Below are 18,758 nucleotides of genomic sequence, written 5' to 3' on the forward strand. Positions count from 1 at the left end.
GCGGTTCTCCGCGAAGGCTATGATGGAAACGTGAATGACGTCTCGAATCAGCCGGCAGCGAAGACCCCAGCCGAATCATCCTCCGAGTCCACCGAATCCTCCCGTTTCACACGCGGAGACAGCACGCTGACCACCGTAGGACGGATCGTCATGGTCTACGCGGTCGTCCAGCTGCTGATGGCGATCAGTGCGCTCGCGTCACTGTCCGGCCTTGATCCCGCGGCTTCCGTGCAAGTGATCGGCGGGTGGCGCATCGGCCTGCGCGTGGCATGGTTCACGCTCGGCCTGGTGTTCGCGGGCAATTGCGTGCTGTATCTGCTCGGCGGATGGCTCGGCCGCCGGGCCGGAGCGGACACGTCCAAATCCCGGCCGTTCATGGCACTGATGTGGCTTTCCGTGGTGACCACGCTTATCGGTCTGCTCGCCGCGCGGGCGACCACATCCGGCTGGGAGGCGTGGTTTTCGCTTCTGATCGCCGTGATACTTTCCCTATACGCGACCAAAGTCGTAAAGCGCAGCGCGCGCATCTGAGCGGTGACATCGGCGGCTGGCCTACAGACGAGCGAAACGCCGCCAATCGACGGTGCTGTGAGTGAACGCAACGCAAAGAAAAATCAGGTATGGTGAGACGCATGAGCGAGCAGAACAATCACGATACAACAAACAACTCCCGGCGCAACCCGGCCGCGGCGGACGGCCCGTCCATGCAGACGGCCTATTTCGCGGGCGGATGCTTTTGGGGGCTGGAACGCTACTTCCAGAACGTCGACGGTGTCACCGACACCACGGTCGGTTACGCGCAGTCGAAGGTCGAATCACCCTCCTATGAGCAGGTGTGTGCGGGCGTCACCGACGCCGCGGAGACCGTGAAAGTTGTGTTCGACCCAGCGCAGGTGACGCTGCGCACGCTCACACTGCTGTTCCTGGAGGTCATTGACCCGTTCTCGGTGGACCGTCAGGGCGAGGACAGTGGGCGGCAGTACCGCACCGGCATGTTCTTCACGGACGCGACGCAGCAATCCGTGTATATCGCCGCGCTGGAGCAGCTGGTCGATCGGCAGCCCGCCCGCCCGGCGGTCTTGGTCGAGCCGCTGCGCAACTTCTACCCGGCCGAGGCGCACCATCAGGATTATCTGATCGCCAATCCGGGAGGCTTCTGCCATATTCCGCTGGCCGCCATCGCGAACGTGAAACGGCGGCAGAAGTATGTGGAAAAGATCTGGGACCTGACGCTCGAACAGTTCGCGGTCACGCAGTGCGCGGCCACCGAGCGGCCGTTCGTCAACGCCTACGACGAGGAGTTCGAGCCGGGCATCTACGTGGATGTGGTCAGCGGCGAGCCGTTGTTCTCATCGCGCGACAAATTCGATTCCGGCTGCGGTTGGCCGGCGTTCTCCAAGCCGATCGCGGACGAGCTGTTGACCGAGCACGCGGATCATCGCATCCCGGGGCGCGACCGCATCGAGGTGCGGACGGCCGACACGCAGATCCACCTCGGGCACGTGTTTGACGATGGGCCAGCCAACCGGGGCGGTTTGCGGTACTGCATGAACTCCGCCGCGCTGCGCTTCGTGCCGCGCTCGCGCATGGAGGCGGAAGGCTACGGCGACTGGTTGCCTGCGGTGGATGGCGAATAGCCGTTCAGAGAGCCGTTGCGCGCCTTTTCCTCCGCGCCAGCCATCGCCGCCATTGGCCATGGACTAGCGCAACGGTCGCGATGAGACTGGCCGCCGCAGCCAATCCCAGAGAATACACGAATCCCGGAGTGCTGAAGCCGTGGGCGATCACCAGGGCGTTGGAACCGATGCAGATCGCCGCGAACGAGGCGAGCGTCGCGATACGCAGCCATGGCACCCAGCGCGCCGGGATTCTTGCGACGGCGAGATACAACGATGCGATAACGACGACTTGCAGGCATGATGCAGCGACGAATTGCCACAGCATCGCCGGATCATGCAGAAATGCGGTTTCGGGGAACATTCTGATGATTTCGCGGATGGTGTTCGGCAGGCGCCACCATTTGAGCCATACTAGCCAAGCGTCCACTGCCACTGCGATGCCCCACGCCAATCCTGTGCGCAGGCGCAGCTGTGGCGACGCGCGTCGGATGCTGCTCTTGGCGATGAGCGTAGATTCTCTCATCGTCGGCTCCTTCGAAGGCGAATCAGGTATATCGCACATTGTGAAGGCGCGGTTGCCGCGAATCGCCGCCAAACCTCATACGAACGGGCAGACTTTTCGCGGGAAGGGGCAGCCATCTGCGTTTCAGGGGGTTGATTTCGTGTTCGCCAAACGTCTATCTACGTTTCGAGGGGTTGCCAAAACGCGATGCCCGGGGTATTGAGCGCCAATCGCCATTGGAATCATGCGGTTTTGGGGGTGCTTATACTTGGCCACCAACCCCTCGAAACGCAGATAGATGTTCGGATCAAACCGAATCGCCCCCTCGAAACGCAGATAGCCTTCTGACAGCGCTTATCTGCGCAATCTCTCACCCGACAAGGTGCCGGTACAGCTCAGGATCCAGCGGCCGCGCAAGTCTCAGTGTGGAGAGCGTGACCTTCACCGTACCGTTTCCGGCCGCGTTCGGCTTGGTGGTGAGCGTCGGATTGTCAAACGCGGCGACGTGCCCGACGTAATAGTATTTGCCGTCGGCCTCTTCCGCCTTGCGCATGACGAACAGCGGAACGAAATGCGTACGGCCCCAGTCCGGTCCCACACCGCTCAGCGCCCACTGGAATTCGGGAGATTGCGGGGTGCGCCCGTTCTTGCTGAAGTACTTCATCTCCTGTGCGTTCAGGAACTCGTCTTCGTATTGGCTGGCCGCGTACTTCACGAAGATGGGCATGGTGTTGGTGTCTTTGTCGAGCAGGTACCCGCCTACGTTCTGAGGCGTGTTCTCCTTCTTCCATCCGCACAGTCGCATGACGTCGGCCATGGAGTATTTGCGCTCATACAGGAATGCATGGTCGAAAGCGCGTCGCCGGCTCTGCGCCTCCTGGAACAGGTCTCGGCAATTGGCCAGACCGGTGCGCAGCGTGTCTGCGAGAAAGATGCGGAACGTGCGATTTTCGGCGAGCATGTTGACGAAGCCGGAGCTTAAACGATAGGCCGGTTCGCCCTGATCATCGTCGGCCAGCGTCTCCACCAGTGGCAGGTTCCCGAAACGTTTGCGATTCGGTCCGGTGAAGTATGAGTAGTCAAGCACGCTGATAGCGGAGTCGAACTGCGCATCCGAGAGATCAGCCTGTGGGAAGTCCGCACGGATCGCATCAAGCAGCGCATCTCGACTGATTGGCGCGGATGCGTTCCAGCTGACAGGAGTCTCGTCATCCAGGCGCTCTTCGGCAAGCCGACACAGCCGTTCGAGGATGGCCAACTCATGAGGGCGCAGCCCGGGCAGCAGCAATTCCGTGGCCATCTTGAGGACCGCGTCTTCGGTGTCGGTTACCGGGTCCAGCTGATCCTCAAATGTTGTCTCGTGGTTCTTGCCGCCGCCGAGGCTCTTCTCGCGCGATCGCACGAAATCGAGGTAGTTGCTGCGCTTCGTGGCCAATGTATACGGCAAGGAAGGATCGTAGGCGTAGATATCCATGAGCATCGGAATGCGGCCGAGCTCGTATCGCACCTGCCGGTATTGTTCCGATAGCTTCTTCATTTCGGACCAGTTGGCGGTGTCCAGTGATTTCAGCACGCGTTCCTTGGCGATCGGGTCGAAGCTTATGGAGGACAACCCGATCGATTTGCGCTGCAGGTTCTTGCGCGCGCGGTCGCGGTCACCGGTGTTGCCGTACAGGGCCACGGGGATCAGGTAGTTGTTGTTGTAGTTGCCGATAAAATCGATGACCACGACGCTGTCCTTGTACGGGAACTTGCGCAGTCCGCGGCCAAGCTGCTGGGTGAATATGATGCTGGACTCTGTGCTGCGCAGCATCACGATCTGGTTGACGGCGGGGATATCGACGCCCTCGTTGAACATGTCGACGGTGAACAGGTAGTCGAGTTCGCCGTCGGTGAGCCGCCGGACGTATTCGTCGCGTTTTTCCTGCGATAACGGCTTGCCGTTGACGTCTTTGCTGGTCACCGCTGCCGTGCGATAGGGGCGTTCCGCTTGCTGGTTCCAATGCTCGTTGAACAAGCGGGACAGCTCGTGCGCCTCCTCCTGCCTGCTGCAGAACACCAGCCCGGTGACGGGGATCCCGAATTGCCCGTATTCCTGCAGCTTGTCGATGATATAGCGCACGCGCTGCTCGGTGGCGAGCTGCCCGATCTCGTATTTGAGCTGTTTCGACTCCTTCGCGTCGAGCCCCTGTGAAACATCGAGGCGGTGCATGTCCTGGTCCGGGTCCTCGTCGGAACCGAGATATTCTGCGACGCCGTAATAATGGAACGGGCAGAGCATGTTTTCGTCCAGAGCCTTCTGCAGCCGGATCTCATAGGCGATGTTGTGGCCGAACAACTCGAAGATGTTGATGCCATCGGTGCGTTCCGGTGTGGCGGTCATGCCCAGCATGAAGTCGGCGTCCCTGAAATGGTCGATGACGCGCTGATACCCTTCGGCGCCCGCATGATGAACTTCGTCGACAAGAACGTAGTCGAACTCGTCAGAGGCGAATTGCGCCAGTGCCTCCGGCTGGCGCATGGTCTGCACCGTGGCGAACACGTAGCGCCGATCCTGTTGTTTGCTGGTGCCGGTATACAGTCCCAGTTCGGATTGCGGACAACCGAGCACCTTTTGGTAGGATTTCATCGCCGCTTTGAGGATCATTTGCTGCTGGGCGATGTACAGCATGCGCCGGGGCCGGTACTCACGCACGTCGAACGCGGAAAGATAGGTTTTGCCTGTTCCCGTGGCCGACACGATGATCGCGCGATGCTCCCCTTGCTCGCGTAGTTTCTTCAGGCTCGCGAGGGCTTCTTTCTGCATGGCGTTCGGCTGGATCTCACGGCCTTCGAGGGACTTCAGAATGTCGCGCCGTGGCGGCGCGTACTTCTTGAAATCCTCCTCATACTGTTTGATCCATTCCTCGGTGAGTGGCTTGGAATCGGCGATCTGTGAGTCGATTTCATCTCGCACCTGCGCGACCAGTTCGCCATTGGCGAGGGATGAGACCTTGAGATTCCATTCGCGTTGAGTGTTCAATGCGGCGCCGGTAAGATTCGAACTGCCGACGAACAGGTCGTAGTACGGGGTGCCGTTGCGCATGCGGCGCGAGAATACGTATCCTTTGGGATGGAACGGCTGCCCTTGAGCGACTGATACTGAAGAGTCGGAGCCTGCCCACACGCGGACGTCCACGCCTGCCGTCCGCTGTAGGTGAAGCAGTTCCCAGAAAGCGCGTGGGTCGTTGAAATGATTCTTCGTCGACGTGATCAGTCTGCTGACCTGCTCGGGCGCATTGGCATGATGACTGCGGAAGTCCTCGAACAAACTGAGTATGGCATCAGGAGAGACGAAGGCGGTGGAGATGTCGAAGGAATCGCTGTTCGTGAGCGCATCGCTGATTTCATCATGCATGGTGAGGTCGCCTGGGCGGTTCGAAATCAGCGTTGGCTTATAGATTTCGGGGGCGTCCTGCCGGGGTTCGATCAGTCCGGAGATGACGCTTTCCAGCACGGAATGCGTGGCATCGGTTTTGAGGTCTGACTGCGGGTTGAGTGATTCTCGCGTATTCATGGCCGGCTCGGTTCCTCGGAGGTGCCCGACGTTGTCTGGGTGAGGAAGCGCATGCCTGCGATGATGCCGACGGCCGTACGGTCGACCGGAGCCCAATTCAGCTGTGGCATTGCGGAAGGATCCAGCCAACGGATGTCCGTGTGCTCGGTCAGCCGTGGCATGCCGTCGATTAGGTGACAAATGAATGTGATGAGTCGGACCGTGCCGAAGTCGTAGGCGTACTCGCTGGTGCAAACCTCATCGGCGACCTCGATCTCACAGAGCAGTTCTTCTTCGATCTCCCGATGCAATGCCTGACGAGCCGTCTCGTAAGGCTCTATTTTCCCGCCGGGGAATTCCCAATATCCGGCGAGAGATTTTCCCGGTCCGCGTTGCGCGCATAACACCGCTCCATCGCGTACGATCGCCGCACCCACAACGTTGATGATCTTGGCATGAGAGTCCATGGTTACCCAGGATGCAACGGCGGCGTTTGATAATGCGATTGTGCGGACGGGTGTCATGAGCGGCATGTGAAGTGATTGCAATTGCTGTCGGAAGTTTCAGCTACTGAAAGTTTGACACAAACCGCTCGGCAAATACCACCAACAGCAGGTATGACCGCGGCGCCGCGGTTGGAGGTCGGCTGCCCGCGATCCTTCAGCGAGACGCCAGCACAACCGTCACCATGGCAGCTGCGCCGCGTCGCTGTCGGACGAAGGGGCCGCAAGATTCGCATCGCTCGTGTAGCTCGTGCCCGGCTCCGGTGCGACGGTCTCATGCGGATCCGGAATCGCTGCGGCTGCGCTGGCTGTGCTCGCGCCCGTGCTCGCGCCCGCGTCACCTTCCAGTCCTCTGGCCACCTCATCGAGAAAATCGTCGACTTCGTCGATGTCGTATCCCCCTCTGAAACGCACATTGCTGAAGGTCTTCTCCTTGATGCGCCTTGCGAGCGAGTGGTCGCCGGTCGCCATGCGGTCGACGATTTCGTCAAGGAAGTCGTCGACCTCTCTGGTGCTATACCCTTCCTTGAACCGCACCGTAGTGAACGTTCTCGATGTGATGGTGTCTGCGCTGATCATGACTGATCCTGTCTGTCGCTGGATATCTCGCACTTCCACTCTACTCTCGCCTCGCTTGTAAGAATTGCGATTATGGAAGCAGCATTGAAGCCCGCCGCGCCCTCTGCCGTCACGGTGGTGATCACCAGCTGCAATCAGGGAGCGCTCATCCGTGAAGCAGTCGAATCTGCGCTCGCCCAGACGATTCGTCCCGATTGCGTCATCGTCGTTGATGATGGCTCCGACGATCCGGCCTCCATCGCAGTGCTTGATGGGCTCGCCGAACTCGGTGCGCCAGGACGCGACGGTACCGCTCCCGCCGGCCAGTTTGCGCCGGTCCTCGAAAAATCATCCCTATATCAATTCCCGTCCTGCCCACCTACAGGACGGGACGATTCACCTGCTCGACGCTAGACTGAAGATGTCAATCGCAGTCAAACCAAAGGCGGTCATATCATGATTCTCGTCACCACCACGCCGTCGGTCGACGGTTACGTCATCAATAGCTATCAGGGCATCGTGTTCGGTGAAGTGATTTCCGGCGTCAACATGTTCAAGGATATCGGCGCCGGCCTGCGCAACATGTTCGGCGGACGCAGCCAGGGCTATGAAGAGGAGCTGATGAAGGCGCGCAACGAGGCGATTCTTGAGATGCAGCAGCGGGCCGAGGCAATGGGTGCGCACGCCGTGGTCGGTGTGGACATCGACTACGAGGTGCTTGGCGCCGACAACGGCATGCTGATGGTCACCGCGTCCGGCACCGCCGTGCAACTCGCCCGCCGCGGCTGAACTGTGCCGGCACCAGCTTGTGTGCCGGCACCGGCGTTCGGCGAAACATCGCACGGCGACGGTATCGTAAAGCGTTGCGCCGCGAAGCGCGACGGATGATACCGGTGGAAAGGACCGTGTGATGACTCAACCGCAGGCATATGCAGTGACCGAGGGTGACGGGTTGCCCGTGGTGTTCGTGCATGGCATGGGCGTGGACCACCGTTCGCTGATGCTGCTGGATGAGGCATTCTTGTGCCCGGAGTCGGGCGCTGCCGCGTCGCGGTCGCTGAAGCGCATATATCTGGATTTGCCGGGGTTCGGCCGCACTCCGGCACTGCCGGCACGCGCGTGCGGTCTGCCGGAGATGGCCGACTGGCTGCAGTCCGCCATCGACGATCTGGTCGGCGCGGGGGAGCCGTTCGCGCTGGTCGGCAATTCGATGGGCGGTGCACTCGCCCGTGAGATGGTGGCTCGCGAGCCATCGCGGGTTCGCGGGCTGGCATTGATCGCCCCGGTGGTGGATCCGCGGCGCACTCGTCGTCATGTCGCCGAGCATGTGATCACCGAGCCGAATCCGACGCTGATACACGCGCTGCCTCAGGATCAGACGTTCGATTTCGTAACCATGGGCGTCAACCAGTCATTCGCCGCGTGGCGCCGCTATCAGTCATATATTTTGCCGGGCATCCGTCTGTGCGACCGTGACGCCTGCGCCAGATTGGACGCCCGTTATTGGCTGAATGACGACCCGGAGCGCGTATTCGGCACTTATGCCGGGCCGACCCTGTTCGTCACCGGACGACGGGATCAGATCGTTGGTTTTGAAGATCAACGGGCCCTGTTGTCGCATTATCCCGACGCCACGTTCGTCACGCTGGATGATGCCGGCCACAACGCGCACATCGACCAGCCCGAAGCGGTGATTCGTCTGCTCCGGGAGTGGGCCGGCCGGCTGTGACGGTAGGCGTCCACGCGATGCCGGGCGCGGCACGACGTATGACACGCGCTACACTGGCGCCCATGACCGGTAAAATCGAAGCCTACGACCATCTGCCTGAAACGGCTCGTGCGATACGCGAGCAGGTGTTCATCCGCGAGCGTGACTGGCGGCCTGAATTCGACGAGTGGGATGCCGTGGCCGTTCATCTGCTGGCGTTCGACGGGAATCGGACCGTGGCGACATGCCGATTCTATGCGGATCCCGACCATTCCGATCAGCCGGGAAGGTACGTGATCGCGCGTCTCGCCGTGCTGTCCGACGCGCAAGGCCGCGGTATCGGCTCCCAACTGCTGGCCGACGCCGAACGCCGTATTGCGCACAGTGGAGGAACCATCGCCGCGGTACATTCGGAGAACGACCACTACAAGTTCTACGAGCGGCGTGGATATCAACTCACCGACGAACTCTACGACGACGGCCGCCACGGTTGGCTGATCAAGGCGCTCATATGATGCAACTTACGGGTTGAAATAGCCGAGATCCGTGATTCCCCGTGCGAAATCGCCGTTTTCGGGCCCGAAAGCGACATTTTTGCACGGGGAATTGCCCAGAACGGCGATTTCAACCCGTAATTGGTGGATTCTAGTGGTGGTTGCAACGCCTGTGTTGTTTTGTTGGTTTTAGGTTAGTTGCTGGTGTCGAGTAGTTCGATGATCTTCTCGCTTGGTTTCATGAAGCCGAGGGTTTTGCGTGGCCGGTCGTTGAGTTCCTCGGCGACCGTGTCGAGGTAGTTGATATGGCCTGTTTTTTGTTCCGCTTTTCCTCTAACTCGATGGGAGATGATGGAACCATGGCAAAGGGCACTCGATACACTCCGGAGTTCCGGGCGAAGGCCGTCAGGTTGCTGGCGGAGTCCTGGTCGTCGTATTCGTCGGAGACGAAGCGGTCCGCGCAGGAGGCGATGGCGGAGTTGAAGCGGCTGCGGGCGGAGAACACGGAATTGCGCCGGGCGAACGAGATATTGACGACGGCTCCGGCTTTTTCCGCGGCCGGGCTCGACCCGACACGGCGTTGATGGCCGCGTGCATCGACGAATACGGGAACCGTTTCAAGGCCGGGCCGATCTGCAAGGTCCTGTCCGAAGCGCTGGACTGCGGTTTCCTCACGCCGCGCGGCTACCGCATGTTCAGGCCAGGACCCGTCAGCCGCATGCGGGCGCGCCACGAGGCGCCAGCCCGCGATGTCATGGACATCCATGCCGGCGGGTTCTCCGCCGTGTACGGATGCCGCGAGGTGCGGCATGGGCTCATCGGCAAGGGCCGGGATCCCGGGGAAGCGGGCCGCGACCAGGTGATGGACATCATGCGCGGGCTCGGCATGCGGGGCGTCAGGCGTGGAAAGACGCTCCGTCGCCACCAAGCCCGCGAAGGGCACGGGCGGCAGGCCCGACCTGGTGGACCGCAAGTTCGAGGCCGAGGCGCCGGACCGGCCGCACGTGGCCGGCATCACCTACGGGCGCATGACCGACGGGCGCTCCGCGTATACCGCATCCGTCACCGACATGTTCGCCAGGCGGATCGTGGGCCGGGCGTGCGCCACCACCATGAACACGGAGGAGCCGCCCCTGCAGGCGTTGGAGCAGGCGATCGCGTGGGCCGCGTCGCGCGGCGGGACCGACGGCCTCGCCCGCCACGGCGATCATGGCGTGCAGTACACCGGCACGGTGTACTGCACGCCAGGGTGATGGAATACGGCATGCTGCCGTCGACCGGCACGGTCGGCGACTCCCGCGACAACGCCATGGCCGAATCCGCCGACGGCGCGTACAGGACCGGTCTCGTCTGGCGGCGCAAGCCCTTCCATGATCCGAAGGACCTGGGGCCGGCGACGTTCCGGCGGGTCTCGTGGCGGAACTCGAAACGGCTGCACCGGCCCCTGGGCTACGGGACACCGGAAGCGGTGGAAACCGAGTATTATACGAATCAAGCGTCGCAAGCCGCCTCACTATAAAGGCGAAACAAAAACCAGGCCACTTCATAATGTTTGGAGGGTTTGTTAAGCTCTTACGCCACTGCGGCGGTTTCACTCGTCTTGCCTGCATCGATGGCTTTGAGCCGCATCTGGTCCACGGTGTCGGCGACTTCGTTGAGTCATTCGGGCCAGAGTCCGGCGTATACGTCGAGTGTGATGCTCGCCGTGGCATGGCCAAGCTGTTTTTGGAGGGTCTTGACATCCGCGCCGCAGGCGATGGCGATGGACGCGTAGGTGTGACGTAGGCTGTGGATGTTCACAGCCTCGCCCTCCATGCCCGCGTTGCGCACGCTGGGATACCAGATGCGTGTCCTCCAGCTCTGGTCGTGGATGCATCCGCCGCGTTTGGCCCGGAACAGGAACTCGTTCTTGCTTTGTCCGGCGGTCTGCTCCTCCAGTTGGGGAATGAGAGACTGCGGCAGGGCGATGGTCCTCGCCTCACCGTTTTTTGCGTGCCGAGTTGCATCCTGCCTTCCCCGTCATCGGACCATGTGCGGCGGATGCGGGCTTTGCGGTTCCTGAAGTCGAGATCCTGAATCTGCAGGGCGAGCACTTCGTTGATGCGCACGCCGGTGTAAGCGAGGAATCGCACCAGCAGTTCGACTTCCGGCACGGTGAGGAACACCATGTCCTCGTCCTTGGACACAATCTGCGGTATGGTGACCAGCTTGGCCGGGTTCTCCGGATCCACTTGTTGGTGATGGCGTATTCGAACACCGCCGCCATGACGACCTTGACGATGCTATGCAGGGACTCAGCGGCCGCGGCTTCTTCTTGCCGGACAGCTGGGCCTTATACCCGCCCTTGGAGAGTTTGTTCACCCATGATTGGAGTTCGTTGGATGTGATTTCGAGCAGCGTCTTATAGGTGTCGTCGAATCCACCGGTGGCGGCGATGGCGATGATACCGAACAAGACGGATGCGGAAAGGTACACGGGTCCGACGTATCCGCCGGGAATATACTTCTTGAACACCCGAACGAACGCGGGCACGATCAACGCCACGAACCCGGACCCGAGCGTGATCACGGTGCCGATATCCGCATGATGCTCCTTAGACGATGTAGGCGGCCTCCGGCATCGACGCCTACGAAAGCGGGTTCGGCATCAGAAAAAGACTGGGTCGGACGCCGGCGCTAACCCATCAACGCGCGCGGATAAGACCCACGTTTCTTTACTTAACCCAGAAGCCCCACTCCCCGAGCGGAAGTAGGGCCGCCGGTCGGGCTGACAGGATTTGAACCTGCGACATCCTGTTTTCGCGGGGTGTTTCTTTGTTGAATTGGCTGGCTCTTGTTGAGCCTAATATCGTTGGAAAATGGCGGTTTCCGGTTCTTGGTTGTCTTTGTTGAGACGACTGGGATTGGCTCACCGTGACGGTCATTGTTACTGGTTTTTTACTGGAATTGACCATCATGGCGGGGATATCGCCCGGCGTGTCGACGCGCTAATTTCGGAATTCTAAAAAGCTTTCAGACGAGGTGGCGCCGTTTCATCGCAACCGGGGTTAGAACTCTCCCAAGGTGTCTTCCAAGGCATGCCCATCATCAGGCTTCAAACCAAGACGGTTTATCTTCTCACGCAGTTTGTCAAAGTAGTACGGATCTCCCAGATCCTCCACGGTCGGATAGTCGTCAGCCAGCTCAATCAGCTCGCTTGCGTCTTCCGGCCAGAGCATGCGGGCATCGAAAACGCCTTCTAGCATGCTTGCTCCATCAGGATCTAGCGTTGGGTCATCAACAGGCCAATCTTTGCATCCCATGACACCCTCCGTGGCTATCGTGGTACACAAAGTTACATCACAGGCATGTGGATTCCCAAATACACCGCGTTTTTAGCTCAAATCGAGTCCTGGTTCGCATATGATGGGCACATGTACGAGAAAAACAGTTATGCCCCATATGGCATGGAATACACGAGCCGCTCAGATCTCGCCGATTTGATGACTAAGAATAACTTCACCACCGAGGCGCCGATAAGTTTCCTCATGTACATCGATGAAGTCCTTAAAAAGCCGACCGTGCTGATAGAAGGCATTCTTAATGATAAGAAACAACTCAGCACTCACCAAGCCTATGTGCCTCTAGCAGAGGTATTCGGTGCAGATCCTTGCAATGTGGGCTTTCGTTTTGAAGAATCTTTTGAAGGATATGACAAATATGCTACGAACAAAGCGAATCGTTCCGATGTAGTCGTAGTAGATCGTGAGACTGGTGATCATAAGTCCGCTTTTGAAGTGAAGCTTGTAGTCGTCCCAAACTCCGGTACCGCGCGAAAATCCCATGACGACCAGAGTTGTGAAATTGTGGTGCGCCCACCCAGCATCGAGCAGCTTACGTTTTCGATAGCTGACACCTATGGCAAAACGGGAATGGAAGAACTGCGCAAAATCATTGTCAAATTCCTTGGTGATAGCATTCAGTACTTCAAGTGGGAAGATGAATCCTTTATGCTTCGCCGCCTTCCCCAGATAAGGGAGGCTGCGGAGGCGATAGCAAAAGCAAAACTTGCACAGCAAAAGCCATTTGCCATCACAGGACTTTGGCGAACACAGGGGCAGCGAGGTCTGTTGGACGAAAACTGTTTCGATTCATTTGTGTGGACAAATCTCGCTTTTCTCCAGCTGTTTCTTGTCTCAGCAGCAAATAGAAATGACCCGAATGCCGAAATCACACGCCCAGAACGTTCGTTGATTTGGCTTGTGCGTTCGCTCTATGATTATGCGTGCCAAGGTAAAGTAAAGTTCGACTGGGCGCATTCAGCCATTACGTACAATCAGCAGACCGACAAGGCCGGCTCATTTGCTGGTAATATACCTTTCCAATTCATGAATGGGCCAAGACTGCGGAAGCCTGCGATACCTCGTGACCAGCTTGATGATGTCATACCAATGGAAGCTTTGGATCTATTCATGCCGGAACGCAGGCTAGACGCAACGCTGTTTTACGGCGCACAGATAGAGAAGGCCCGTGAGTTTGGGAAGAATCAGCCTAATCGGCATGGGGCAGAAAATTAGGCTGTGAGATTGTCAGCTAAATAGGATCTCACGGAGGCTCCCACATACTTCGCGAGATTAACAGGCACAGCATTGCCTATTAGCTGCTCCACGTCTGTTTTGCTCCCAAGAAACTCAAAATCTTCGAACGTCTGTATACGGGCGCGTTCCACTGTAGTAAGTGGCCTCGCTTCAGATACAGGTGCAGCGTCACCTGGATGGCCGGGATAACCCTGCGGTACGGGACGATTCACTCCTCGTATCGTAGGGGATGGCTCGTCTATCGAAAAAACAGCACGACGCGCATATGAACGCGGATGGCGATAATAGTACTGAGTTCCTAAAGACTCTCCAAAGTAATTTCTGACAGTCATCGGTCTGTCTGAGAGATGTGCGGTGAGATATTCCTCAAATTCATTGTCCATGTTGCCGTTAAGGAAACCAACCGTAATAAGACGTTTTCGGGCTTGTGGAACACCGCAATATGCAGCGTTCAAAACATGTTCGGTGATACCGTAGCCCGCCTCAGTCAAAATTTCAACGGCATGGCGGAATGCGGTGGCAGTTTTCGCTCTCGCGACATTCTCCATGACAAAAAAACTTGGTCTGAAATGTGCAACTATAGTGGCATATTTTTCAGTTAAATCAGCTCTAGCGCCTTCTTTTCGTTTTCCGGCACTGGAAAAATCTTGGCATGGAGGCCCTCCTATAATGCCGTCGAAGCAAAAGCCGGAGGCCTCTATTGTCCTTATCGTCAAATCAACATCGGACAAATCGAGTTTGTATGCCCGCTCTGGCAGGTTGTGGTTATATGTCCTAATAGCGGGATCCCAATTATCATATCCAGCTAGCACATTATATCCCGCATTGCGAAAACCTCGCGACAGGCCGCCGCAACCAGCAAATAGGTCAATAACAGAGGGTCCGTCAGGCTCAGGCTCACTCTGAGAAACACGCTTCTCCGATGGGGCATAAAAGCTTTTCACGTCTCCGGCTCTCCAAACTGCCCCTCCATTGATGTTCTCGGCCGTAGGCGCAGGGACCTGATGCCTCTTTTTAAGCGTCCGAACTGTCGCGGGTTTAACTCCCAAATAGTCTGCCAAGCGTTGCACGTCATACAACCCCGTGTTCTCTTCAGGCGGCACGTCAGGGTTCTGTGGCATACGAACTCGTCTTTTAGTCATGGATGAATAATATCATCGATGCCGACTTTTGGCGCCCATGCGTGTCATCTAAAGACATCGTTAGATTGGCTGTCGTTTAGCCTTATTGCGGAGAGTACATACCTACCCAAACATATAAGCCCCTTAATCCACGCTGTGAGCAAGAACGAATCAAAGGGGATTATATGGCATAACGCTTCTCCCTCTATACTGGTTAGCTTTTGCTTAGCTTTCCGTCGAAAGCCTGGTTGACGAGCGTGTACACGGTCTGGGCGACACCCACTACTCCAGCGAGTACGATGCCCCATGTGTAGGTGCCGTCGAATCCGCCGGTGGCGGCGATGGCGATCACACCGAACAGGATGGACACGGCGAGGGAAACGAGTCCCACGTATCCGCTGGGAATATAGGTTTTGAACGCCTGCACGAGTGCGGGCGCGATGAGTGCCACGAGTCCGGACGCGAGGGTGGTTGCGGTGGAAATATCCATGGGTTTTTTCTCCTTGGGTTGATGATGAAAGGTGGCCTCCGGCATGGTGCCGAAGGCCACGGTGAGTTTGGTCAGTAGCGGAGCCGTTGGCCGGGGTAAATGAGGTTGGGGTTGGCAAGGTTGTCCAACTGGGCGACGTGCTGCCAGCCATTGGCTCCGAAGATTCCGCTGAGCGTTTCGCCGCTCTTGACGACATGCACGCGGCTACCCATGGCCGTGGACCCGCTGACAGCGATTGCCTTACCACGGTAGGTGACGATGTTGCCCGGATAGATCAGGTTGAGGTTGCCGGACGGAACCCTCCATGCGGACAACGGCCACAGGCCAGTTCGCGTTGCTATGCCGGACATGGTGTCGCCGCTGCGCACGGTCACGCTCACGTCCTTCGCAACCGAGGCGGGCGCTGGAACGGACGCACTGGCGGAGGTCACGCCGAGTCGCCGGTTGACGATCTGTATGACGCGCTCGTAGTTCGCACTCAGCGCGGGCTTTGCGGGTTTGGCCGTTGCCGTAGTCGCCGCGGATCGTGGCCGTCGCCAGCGCCTCGTAATCCACGCTCGGAACGGAGGGACGCGGCGCGGGAGAAGGCCTGACGGCGGTGCCGTTGGGGGTTGGCGTACTTGTCCCACTGCCAGGCTTCGCCACGGAACACGTTGAGATCCAGCGGGCCAGCGTATCCGGGCAGCCGGCCGTTGGAAGTGTATTGGCGCATGGCCTCGCCATATGCGCCATACTTCCACGGGCGGGTCTGTCATCCTGTGGCCGCGTTGGAAGCGTATTGCGCCACCCACAGTCCGCACTTGGCCCTCACATCGGAGGGAATCTGCCAAATCGCGGATGCTTGCACGTAGACTATGGGCCACACGCCGGTCATCGCGTGCACGCGCCGGACGAATTCTCGTACCCAGTTGCCGTTGCCCCATGCGCCGTTCTGGTAGGATTCCCAATCCAATACCAGCACCGCGCGGCCCACGTAAGATCGCGTGTGGTTGGTGAAGTGGTTGGCTTCGGCGGTGGCGTTGTTACCGCCGGCGTAGTGGTAGAGGCCGAGTTTCTTGCCGGTGTCCAACGCGCCCTGTGCCTGTACACGCCATGCGGTGTTGACGAACCCGGTGTTCTGGGTGACCTTGGCCACGGCGAAGTCGGCCTGCACCTGGCGTGTGATGCCGGCCGGCTGCCAGCCGGACACGTTGATGCCGTTCATGTCCACCATCGCGGATGGCACGACCATGACCATGACCAGCAACGCCACCAGCAGCGTGGATATTCGTTTGAGTATTCGGGACATATGTTGTCCTTCCGAAGGCGTTGCGCGAGCGCCGGCCTGATACCAAGGCGCGGCGGCGCTTGTTCCACGTGTGCATGAACATCACCCAGCCCACCGGGATCAAGCCAAGGTCCGGGGCAGGCAAACAACTGCGGAAGGTCGCCGTCGCCTTGAGCCGCGTGACGGACACGGATGCCGCGGCCGCATGGCCCGCCTCCTACAGCCAGTGGGGGCAAACGTACGACGCGTCCCTTGACGGGAAGGGCACGTACGCGGACGGCACCATCGCCGACCGGCACCAACGCCTCGTCAGAGCCAGACGCATGATCCGCGAACGTATCCCGCGAGAACCACCTGTTCACGTTCCCGGGACCGACCAGGGGTCGCACCACGCCGATCCCGGCGGCGGACAGCCTCATCGAGTCATGGAACGGGTGGATCCGCGGCATGCTCCGCCACCACCGGGGATCAAGCCTGTTGCGCCGAATCAAGGCGACCTGCCGGCGGTGCCATCAACACGCCCGACAGCCCAGACCAGCCTCATGGCTCATGACCAACGCCATCAGCGACCAGCAGATCGAGGAACTCTGCCGCAAAGCATGGGAACACAGTCCGCAAGGCGCATACGAAACCTACGGCATCCCCAACCGGTACGTCACCGGCATCGGCCGGAACGAATTCCACACCCGCGTAAGATACCCCAACACCACCGACTAACCCCATACCCCCAGACACACATTTTGGACAATAACCCCACATTTCCCGGTATCCGGCATATATGAGAAAACCCCGGAGTGTTGGCGTTCCAACGTTTTCCGGGGATTCTCCATACGTGCGAGTGGGGGGAGTTGAACCCCCACGAGCATACACTCACTGCCACCTGAAGACAGCGCGTCTACCATTCCGCCACACTCGCAGACAAAGAGATAACTTACCAGCGATACGTGGATAATGCAATTCGGCGTGTCGCGGTGGGGCGCCGTAATGATTGTCGCGGCGGGTGCTGCGGTGATTGCTGCGGTGACGCCCGCCGCAAGCACCCGTCGCAGCGCTCCCTCACCTCACCCGCGCGGCCCGTTCGCATAGAAGCGGGCAAGCGACTCGTCGCGGAATTCGTCGAAGTAACCGCCGTCAATCGAGGCACGAATATCGTCCAGCAGCTTTACGAAGAAACGTTCGTTGTGGATCGTCGCCAGCGTGAACCCATTGAATTCGCGGGCGCGCAGCAAGTGGTCCACATATGCGCGCGTGTAATGCTGGCACGTGTAGCAGTCGCACCCCTCCTCAAGCGGGCCGAAATCGAACTTGTGCTGGGCACGCTTGACGTTGTAGCGCCCGTCGCGCGTGAAAATCGCCCCGTTGCGCGCGCACCTTGCGGGTGCAACGCAATCGAACGTGTCGCCGCCATTCTCCACACATGCGAAGATGTCGTCGACCGAGGCGATGCCCAGCACGTGCCGTGGCCGGCTTTCCGGCATCGCGTCGCAGATCCACGCGCACGTGTCTGCGATGATACGCTTCTCGATCGCGCCGCCGATGCCCACACCGTCGAAGTCCAGCGAGGCGATCTGCTCGGCCGCATGCCTGCGCAGGTCCTCATAGTTCGCGCCCTGCACCACGCCGTACAGTGCCTGGTACGGTTTGCCCAGCCGCTCCTCGGTCAGCCGCTGGTGCTCGGCCACGCAACGCTGCGCCCAACGGTAGGTGCGTTCCACCGAGGCTTCCTGATACGAGCGCGTGTTCATCAGCGTCGTCAATTCGTCGAACGCGAACATGATGTCCGCGCCGATTTTATGCTGGATGCCCATCGAGATTTCCGCGGAGAAACGATGACGGTCGCCGTTGAGCGGCGATTTGAATGTCACCCCATCCTCGTCGACGAACGCCAGTCGTTCCTTGCCCGCCGCGATCACGTCGTCCGATTTCATGCCGGTCACGTCCATCGCCAGCGTCTTCTTGAATCCGGCTCCCAGCGACAGCACCTGGAATCCGCCGGAATCGGTGAACGTCGGCCCGTCCCAGTTCATGAATCGCGCGAGTCCGCCGGCCGCGTCGAGCACATCCTGGCCAGGGCGCTCGAACAGATGAAACGCGTTGGACAGCAGACATTGCGCCCCCAGCTCGCGCATGGTCTCCGGCAGGACGGCCTTCATTGCCGCCTGCGTGGCGACCGGCACGAAGGCCGGTGTGCGGATGTCGCCGTGCGGCGTGTGGATGATGCCGGTGCGGCCGTAACGGCGGCCGCCACGGCCTTTGCCGTCAGCTGAATCGGGCAGTTGCGTAAGGGTTTCGAAAAAGAATGCGCTGCGGTCGCCGGGCCTGCCATCGGCCGCGCCGCGCGGGTGCTCCAGAAAACTCGTCATACGATTACTCTAGGCGATGGCC

General features: G+C 59.5%; 19 protein-coding genes, 1 tRNA gene and 1 pseudogene. 9 read left to right on the forward strand and 12 right to left on the reverse strand.

The annotated features are described in order from the left end of the window. Positions 1-30: 30 nt before the first annotated feature. Complete coding sequence (locus BBBF_RS00530; RefSeq protein ID WP_029414686.1) at positions 31-531, forward strand: hypothetical protein; 501 nt, start codon at positions 31-33, stop codon at positions 529-531. Positions 532-632: 101 nt separating this feature from the next. Then, positions 633-1,637: a peptide-methionine (R)-S-oxide reductase MsrB gene (msrB, locus tag BBBF_RS00535; protein ID WP_003811437.1), complete on the forward strand. Its 1,005-nt coding sequence runs from the start codon at positions 633-635 to the stop codon at positions 1,635-1,637. 4 nt (positions 1,638-1,641) lie between these two features. On the opposite strand, the gene BBBF_RS00540 is transcribed toward msrB, so the two are convergent. The 4 genes from BBBF_RS00540 to BBBF_RS00555 all read right to left on the reverse strand — a co-directional run bounded on the left by BBBF_RS00540 (position 1,642) and on the right by BBBF_RS00555 (position 6,738). Next, positions 1,642-2,142: a hypothetical protein gene (locus tag BBBF_RS00540; RefSeq protein WP_003811438.1), complete on the reverse strand. Its 501-nt coding sequence runs from the start codon at positions 2,140-2,142 to the stop codon at positions 1,642-1,644. A gap of 349 nt (positions 2,143-2,491) precedes the next feature. Continuing rightward, positions 2,492-5,677, reverse strand: coding sequence for a DUF3427 domain-containing protein (locus BBBF_RS00545; protein ID WP_021647454.1), 3,186 nt, complete (start codon positions 5,675-5,677; stop codon positions 2,492-2,494). After that, positions 5,674-6,123 carry a (deoxy)nucleoside triphosphate pyrophosphohydrolase gene (locus BBBF_RS00550; RefSeq protein WP_003811442.1) on the reverse strand — a complete coding sequence of 150 codons (450 nt, stop codon included), beginning with the start codon at positions 6,121-6,123 and terminating at the stop codon, positions 5,674-5,676. Before BBBF_RS00550 ends, BBBF_RS00545 begins: the two co-directional genes overlap by 4 nt. 216 nt (positions 6,124-6,339) lie before the next feature. Continuing rightward, positions 6,340-6,738 (reverse strand): DivIVA domain-containing protein, encoded by a 399-nt coding sequence (locus tag BBBF_RS00555; protein ID WP_014759724.1) that lies wholly within the window; start codon positions 6,736-6,738, stop codon positions 6,340-6,342. A gap of 72 nt (positions 6,739-6,810) precedes the next feature. Here BBBF_RS00555 and BBBF_RS09400 point away from each other — a divergent pair, with 72 nt between their 5' ends. The 5 genes and pseudogenes from BBBF_RS09400 to BBBF_RS09405 form a co-directional block, all read left to right on the forward strand. Further along, complete coding sequence (locus BBBF_RS09400) at positions 6,811-7,131, forward strand: glycosyltransferase family A protein (RefSeq protein WP_014759725.1); 321 nt, start codon at positions 6,811-6,813, stop codon at positions 7,129-7,131. 42 nt (positions 7,132-7,173) lie between these two features. Continuing rightward, positions 7,174-7,506: a putative heavy metal-binding protein gene (locus tag BBBF_RS00560; RefSeq protein ID WP_003811449.1), complete on the forward strand. Its 333-nt coding sequence runs from the start codon at positions 7,174-7,176 to the stop codon at positions 7,504-7,506. 121 nt (positions 7,507-7,627) lie between these two features. Further along, on the forward strand, positions 7,628-8,446 hold the full coding sequence (locus tag BBBF_RS00565) for an alpha/beta fold hydrolase (RefSeq protein WP_021647452.1): 819 nt from the start codon (positions 7,628-7,630) through the stop codon (positions 8,444-8,446). Positions 8,447-8,508: 62 nt separating this feature from the next. Continuing rightward, a complete protein-coding gene (locus BBBF_RS00570; protein WP_021647451.1) occupies positions 8,509-8,940 on the forward strand; it encodes a GNAT family N-acetyltransferase in 432 nt (143 codons plus the stop codon). Between the two features lie 338 nt (positions 8,941-9,278). Beyond that, positions 9,279-10,461: pseudogene (locus BBBF_RS09405) on the forward strand (transposase family protein); the annotation flags it as partial. Positions 10,462-10,578: 117 nt separating this feature from the next. On the opposite strand, the gene BBBF_RS10165 reads toward BBBF_RS09405, so the two are convergent. Together BBBF_RS10165 and BBBF_RS00595 are read right to left on the reverse strand one after the other, a co-directional pair. Continuing rightward, a complete protein-coding gene (locus BBBF_RS10165; RefSeq protein ID WP_310591001.1) occupies positions 10,579-10,887 on the reverse strand; it encodes a tyrosine-type recombinase/integrase in 309 nt (102 codons plus the stop codon). A gap of 1,078 nt (positions 10,888-11,965) precedes the next feature. Continuing rightward, entirely contained in the window at positions 11,966-12,220 is a 255-nt protein-coding gene (locus BBBF_RS00595) for a hypothetical protein (RefSeq protein WP_126436123.1), read from the reverse strand. A 111-nt stretch (positions 12,221-12,331) separates the two neighbouring features. On the opposite strand from BBBF_RS00595, the gene BBBF_RS00600 reads away from it, so the two are divergent. Next, positions 12,332-13,474 carry a HindVP family restriction endonuclease gene (locus tag BBBF_RS00600; RefSeq protein WP_051265193.1) on the forward strand — a complete coding sequence of 381 codons (1,143 nt, stop codon included), beginning with the start codon at positions 12,332-12,334 and terminating at the stop codon, positions 13,472-13,474. Here the strand turns inward: BBBF_RS00600 and BBBF_RS09415 are convergent. From BBBF_RS09415 to BBBF_RS10180, 4 genes are all read right to left on the reverse strand, one after another. After that, positions 13,471-14,616, reverse strand: a complete 1,146-nt coding sequence (locus BBBF_RS09415) for a DNA cytosine methyltransferase (protein WP_080580096.1) — start codon at positions 14,614-14,616, stop codon at positions 13,471-13,473. The two genes, BBBF_RS00600 and BBBF_RS09415, sit on opposite strands and share 4 nt — an antisense overlap. A gap of 214 nt (positions 14,617-14,830) precedes the next feature. Further along, on the reverse strand, positions 14,831-15,106 hold the full coding sequence (locus tag BBBF_RS00605; protein ID WP_014759734.1) for a hypothetical protein: 276 nt from the start codon (positions 15,104-15,106) through the stop codon (positions 14,831-14,833). A gap of 71 nt (positions 15,107-15,177) precedes the next feature. Continuing rightward, complete coding sequence (locus tag BBBF_RS10175; protein ID WP_033510175.1) at positions 15,178-15,480, reverse strand: LysM peptidoglycan-binding domain-containing protein; 303 nt, start codon at positions 15,478-15,480, stop codon at positions 15,178-15,180. Positions 15,481-15,857: 377 nt separating this feature from the next. After that, on the reverse strand, positions 15,858-16,394 hold the full coding sequence (locus tag BBBF_RS10180; RefSeq protein WP_021648386.1) for a GH25 family lysozyme: 537 nt from the start codon (positions 16,392-16,394) through the stop codon (positions 15,858-15,860). Positions 16,395-16,922: 528 nt separating this feature from the next. Here BBBF_RS10180 and BBBF_RS09770 point away from each other — a divergent pair. After that, positions 16,923-17,090 carry a hypothetical protein gene (locus BBBF_RS09770; protein WP_021648387.1) on the forward strand — a complete coding sequence of 56 codons (168 nt, stop codon included), beginning with the start codon at positions 16,923-16,925 and terminating at the stop codon, positions 17,088-17,090. Between the two features lie 116 nt (positions 17,091-17,206). On the opposite strand, the gene BBBF_RS00625 is transcribed toward BBBF_RS09770, so the two are convergent. Next, positions 17,207-17,289: transfer RNA gene (locus tag BBBF_RS00625), tRNA-Leu, on the reverse strand. A 145-nt stretch (positions 17,290-17,434) separates the two neighbouring features. Beyond that, positions 17,435-18,736: a tRNA guanosine(34) transglycosylase Tgt gene (gene tgt, locus BBBF_RS00630; RefSeq protein ID WP_013389403.1), complete on the reverse strand. Its 1,302-nt coding sequence runs from the start codon at positions 18,734-18,736 to the stop codon at positions 17,435-17,437. Positions 18,737-18,758: the final 22 nt, after the last annotated feature.

Source organism: Bifidobacterium bifidum ATCC 29521 = JCM 1255 = DSM 20456 (genome assembly GCF_001025135.1).
Taxonomy (GTDB): Bacteria; Actinomycetota; Actinomycetes; order Actinomycetales; family Bifidobacteriaceae; genus Bifidobacterium; species Bifidobacterium bifidum.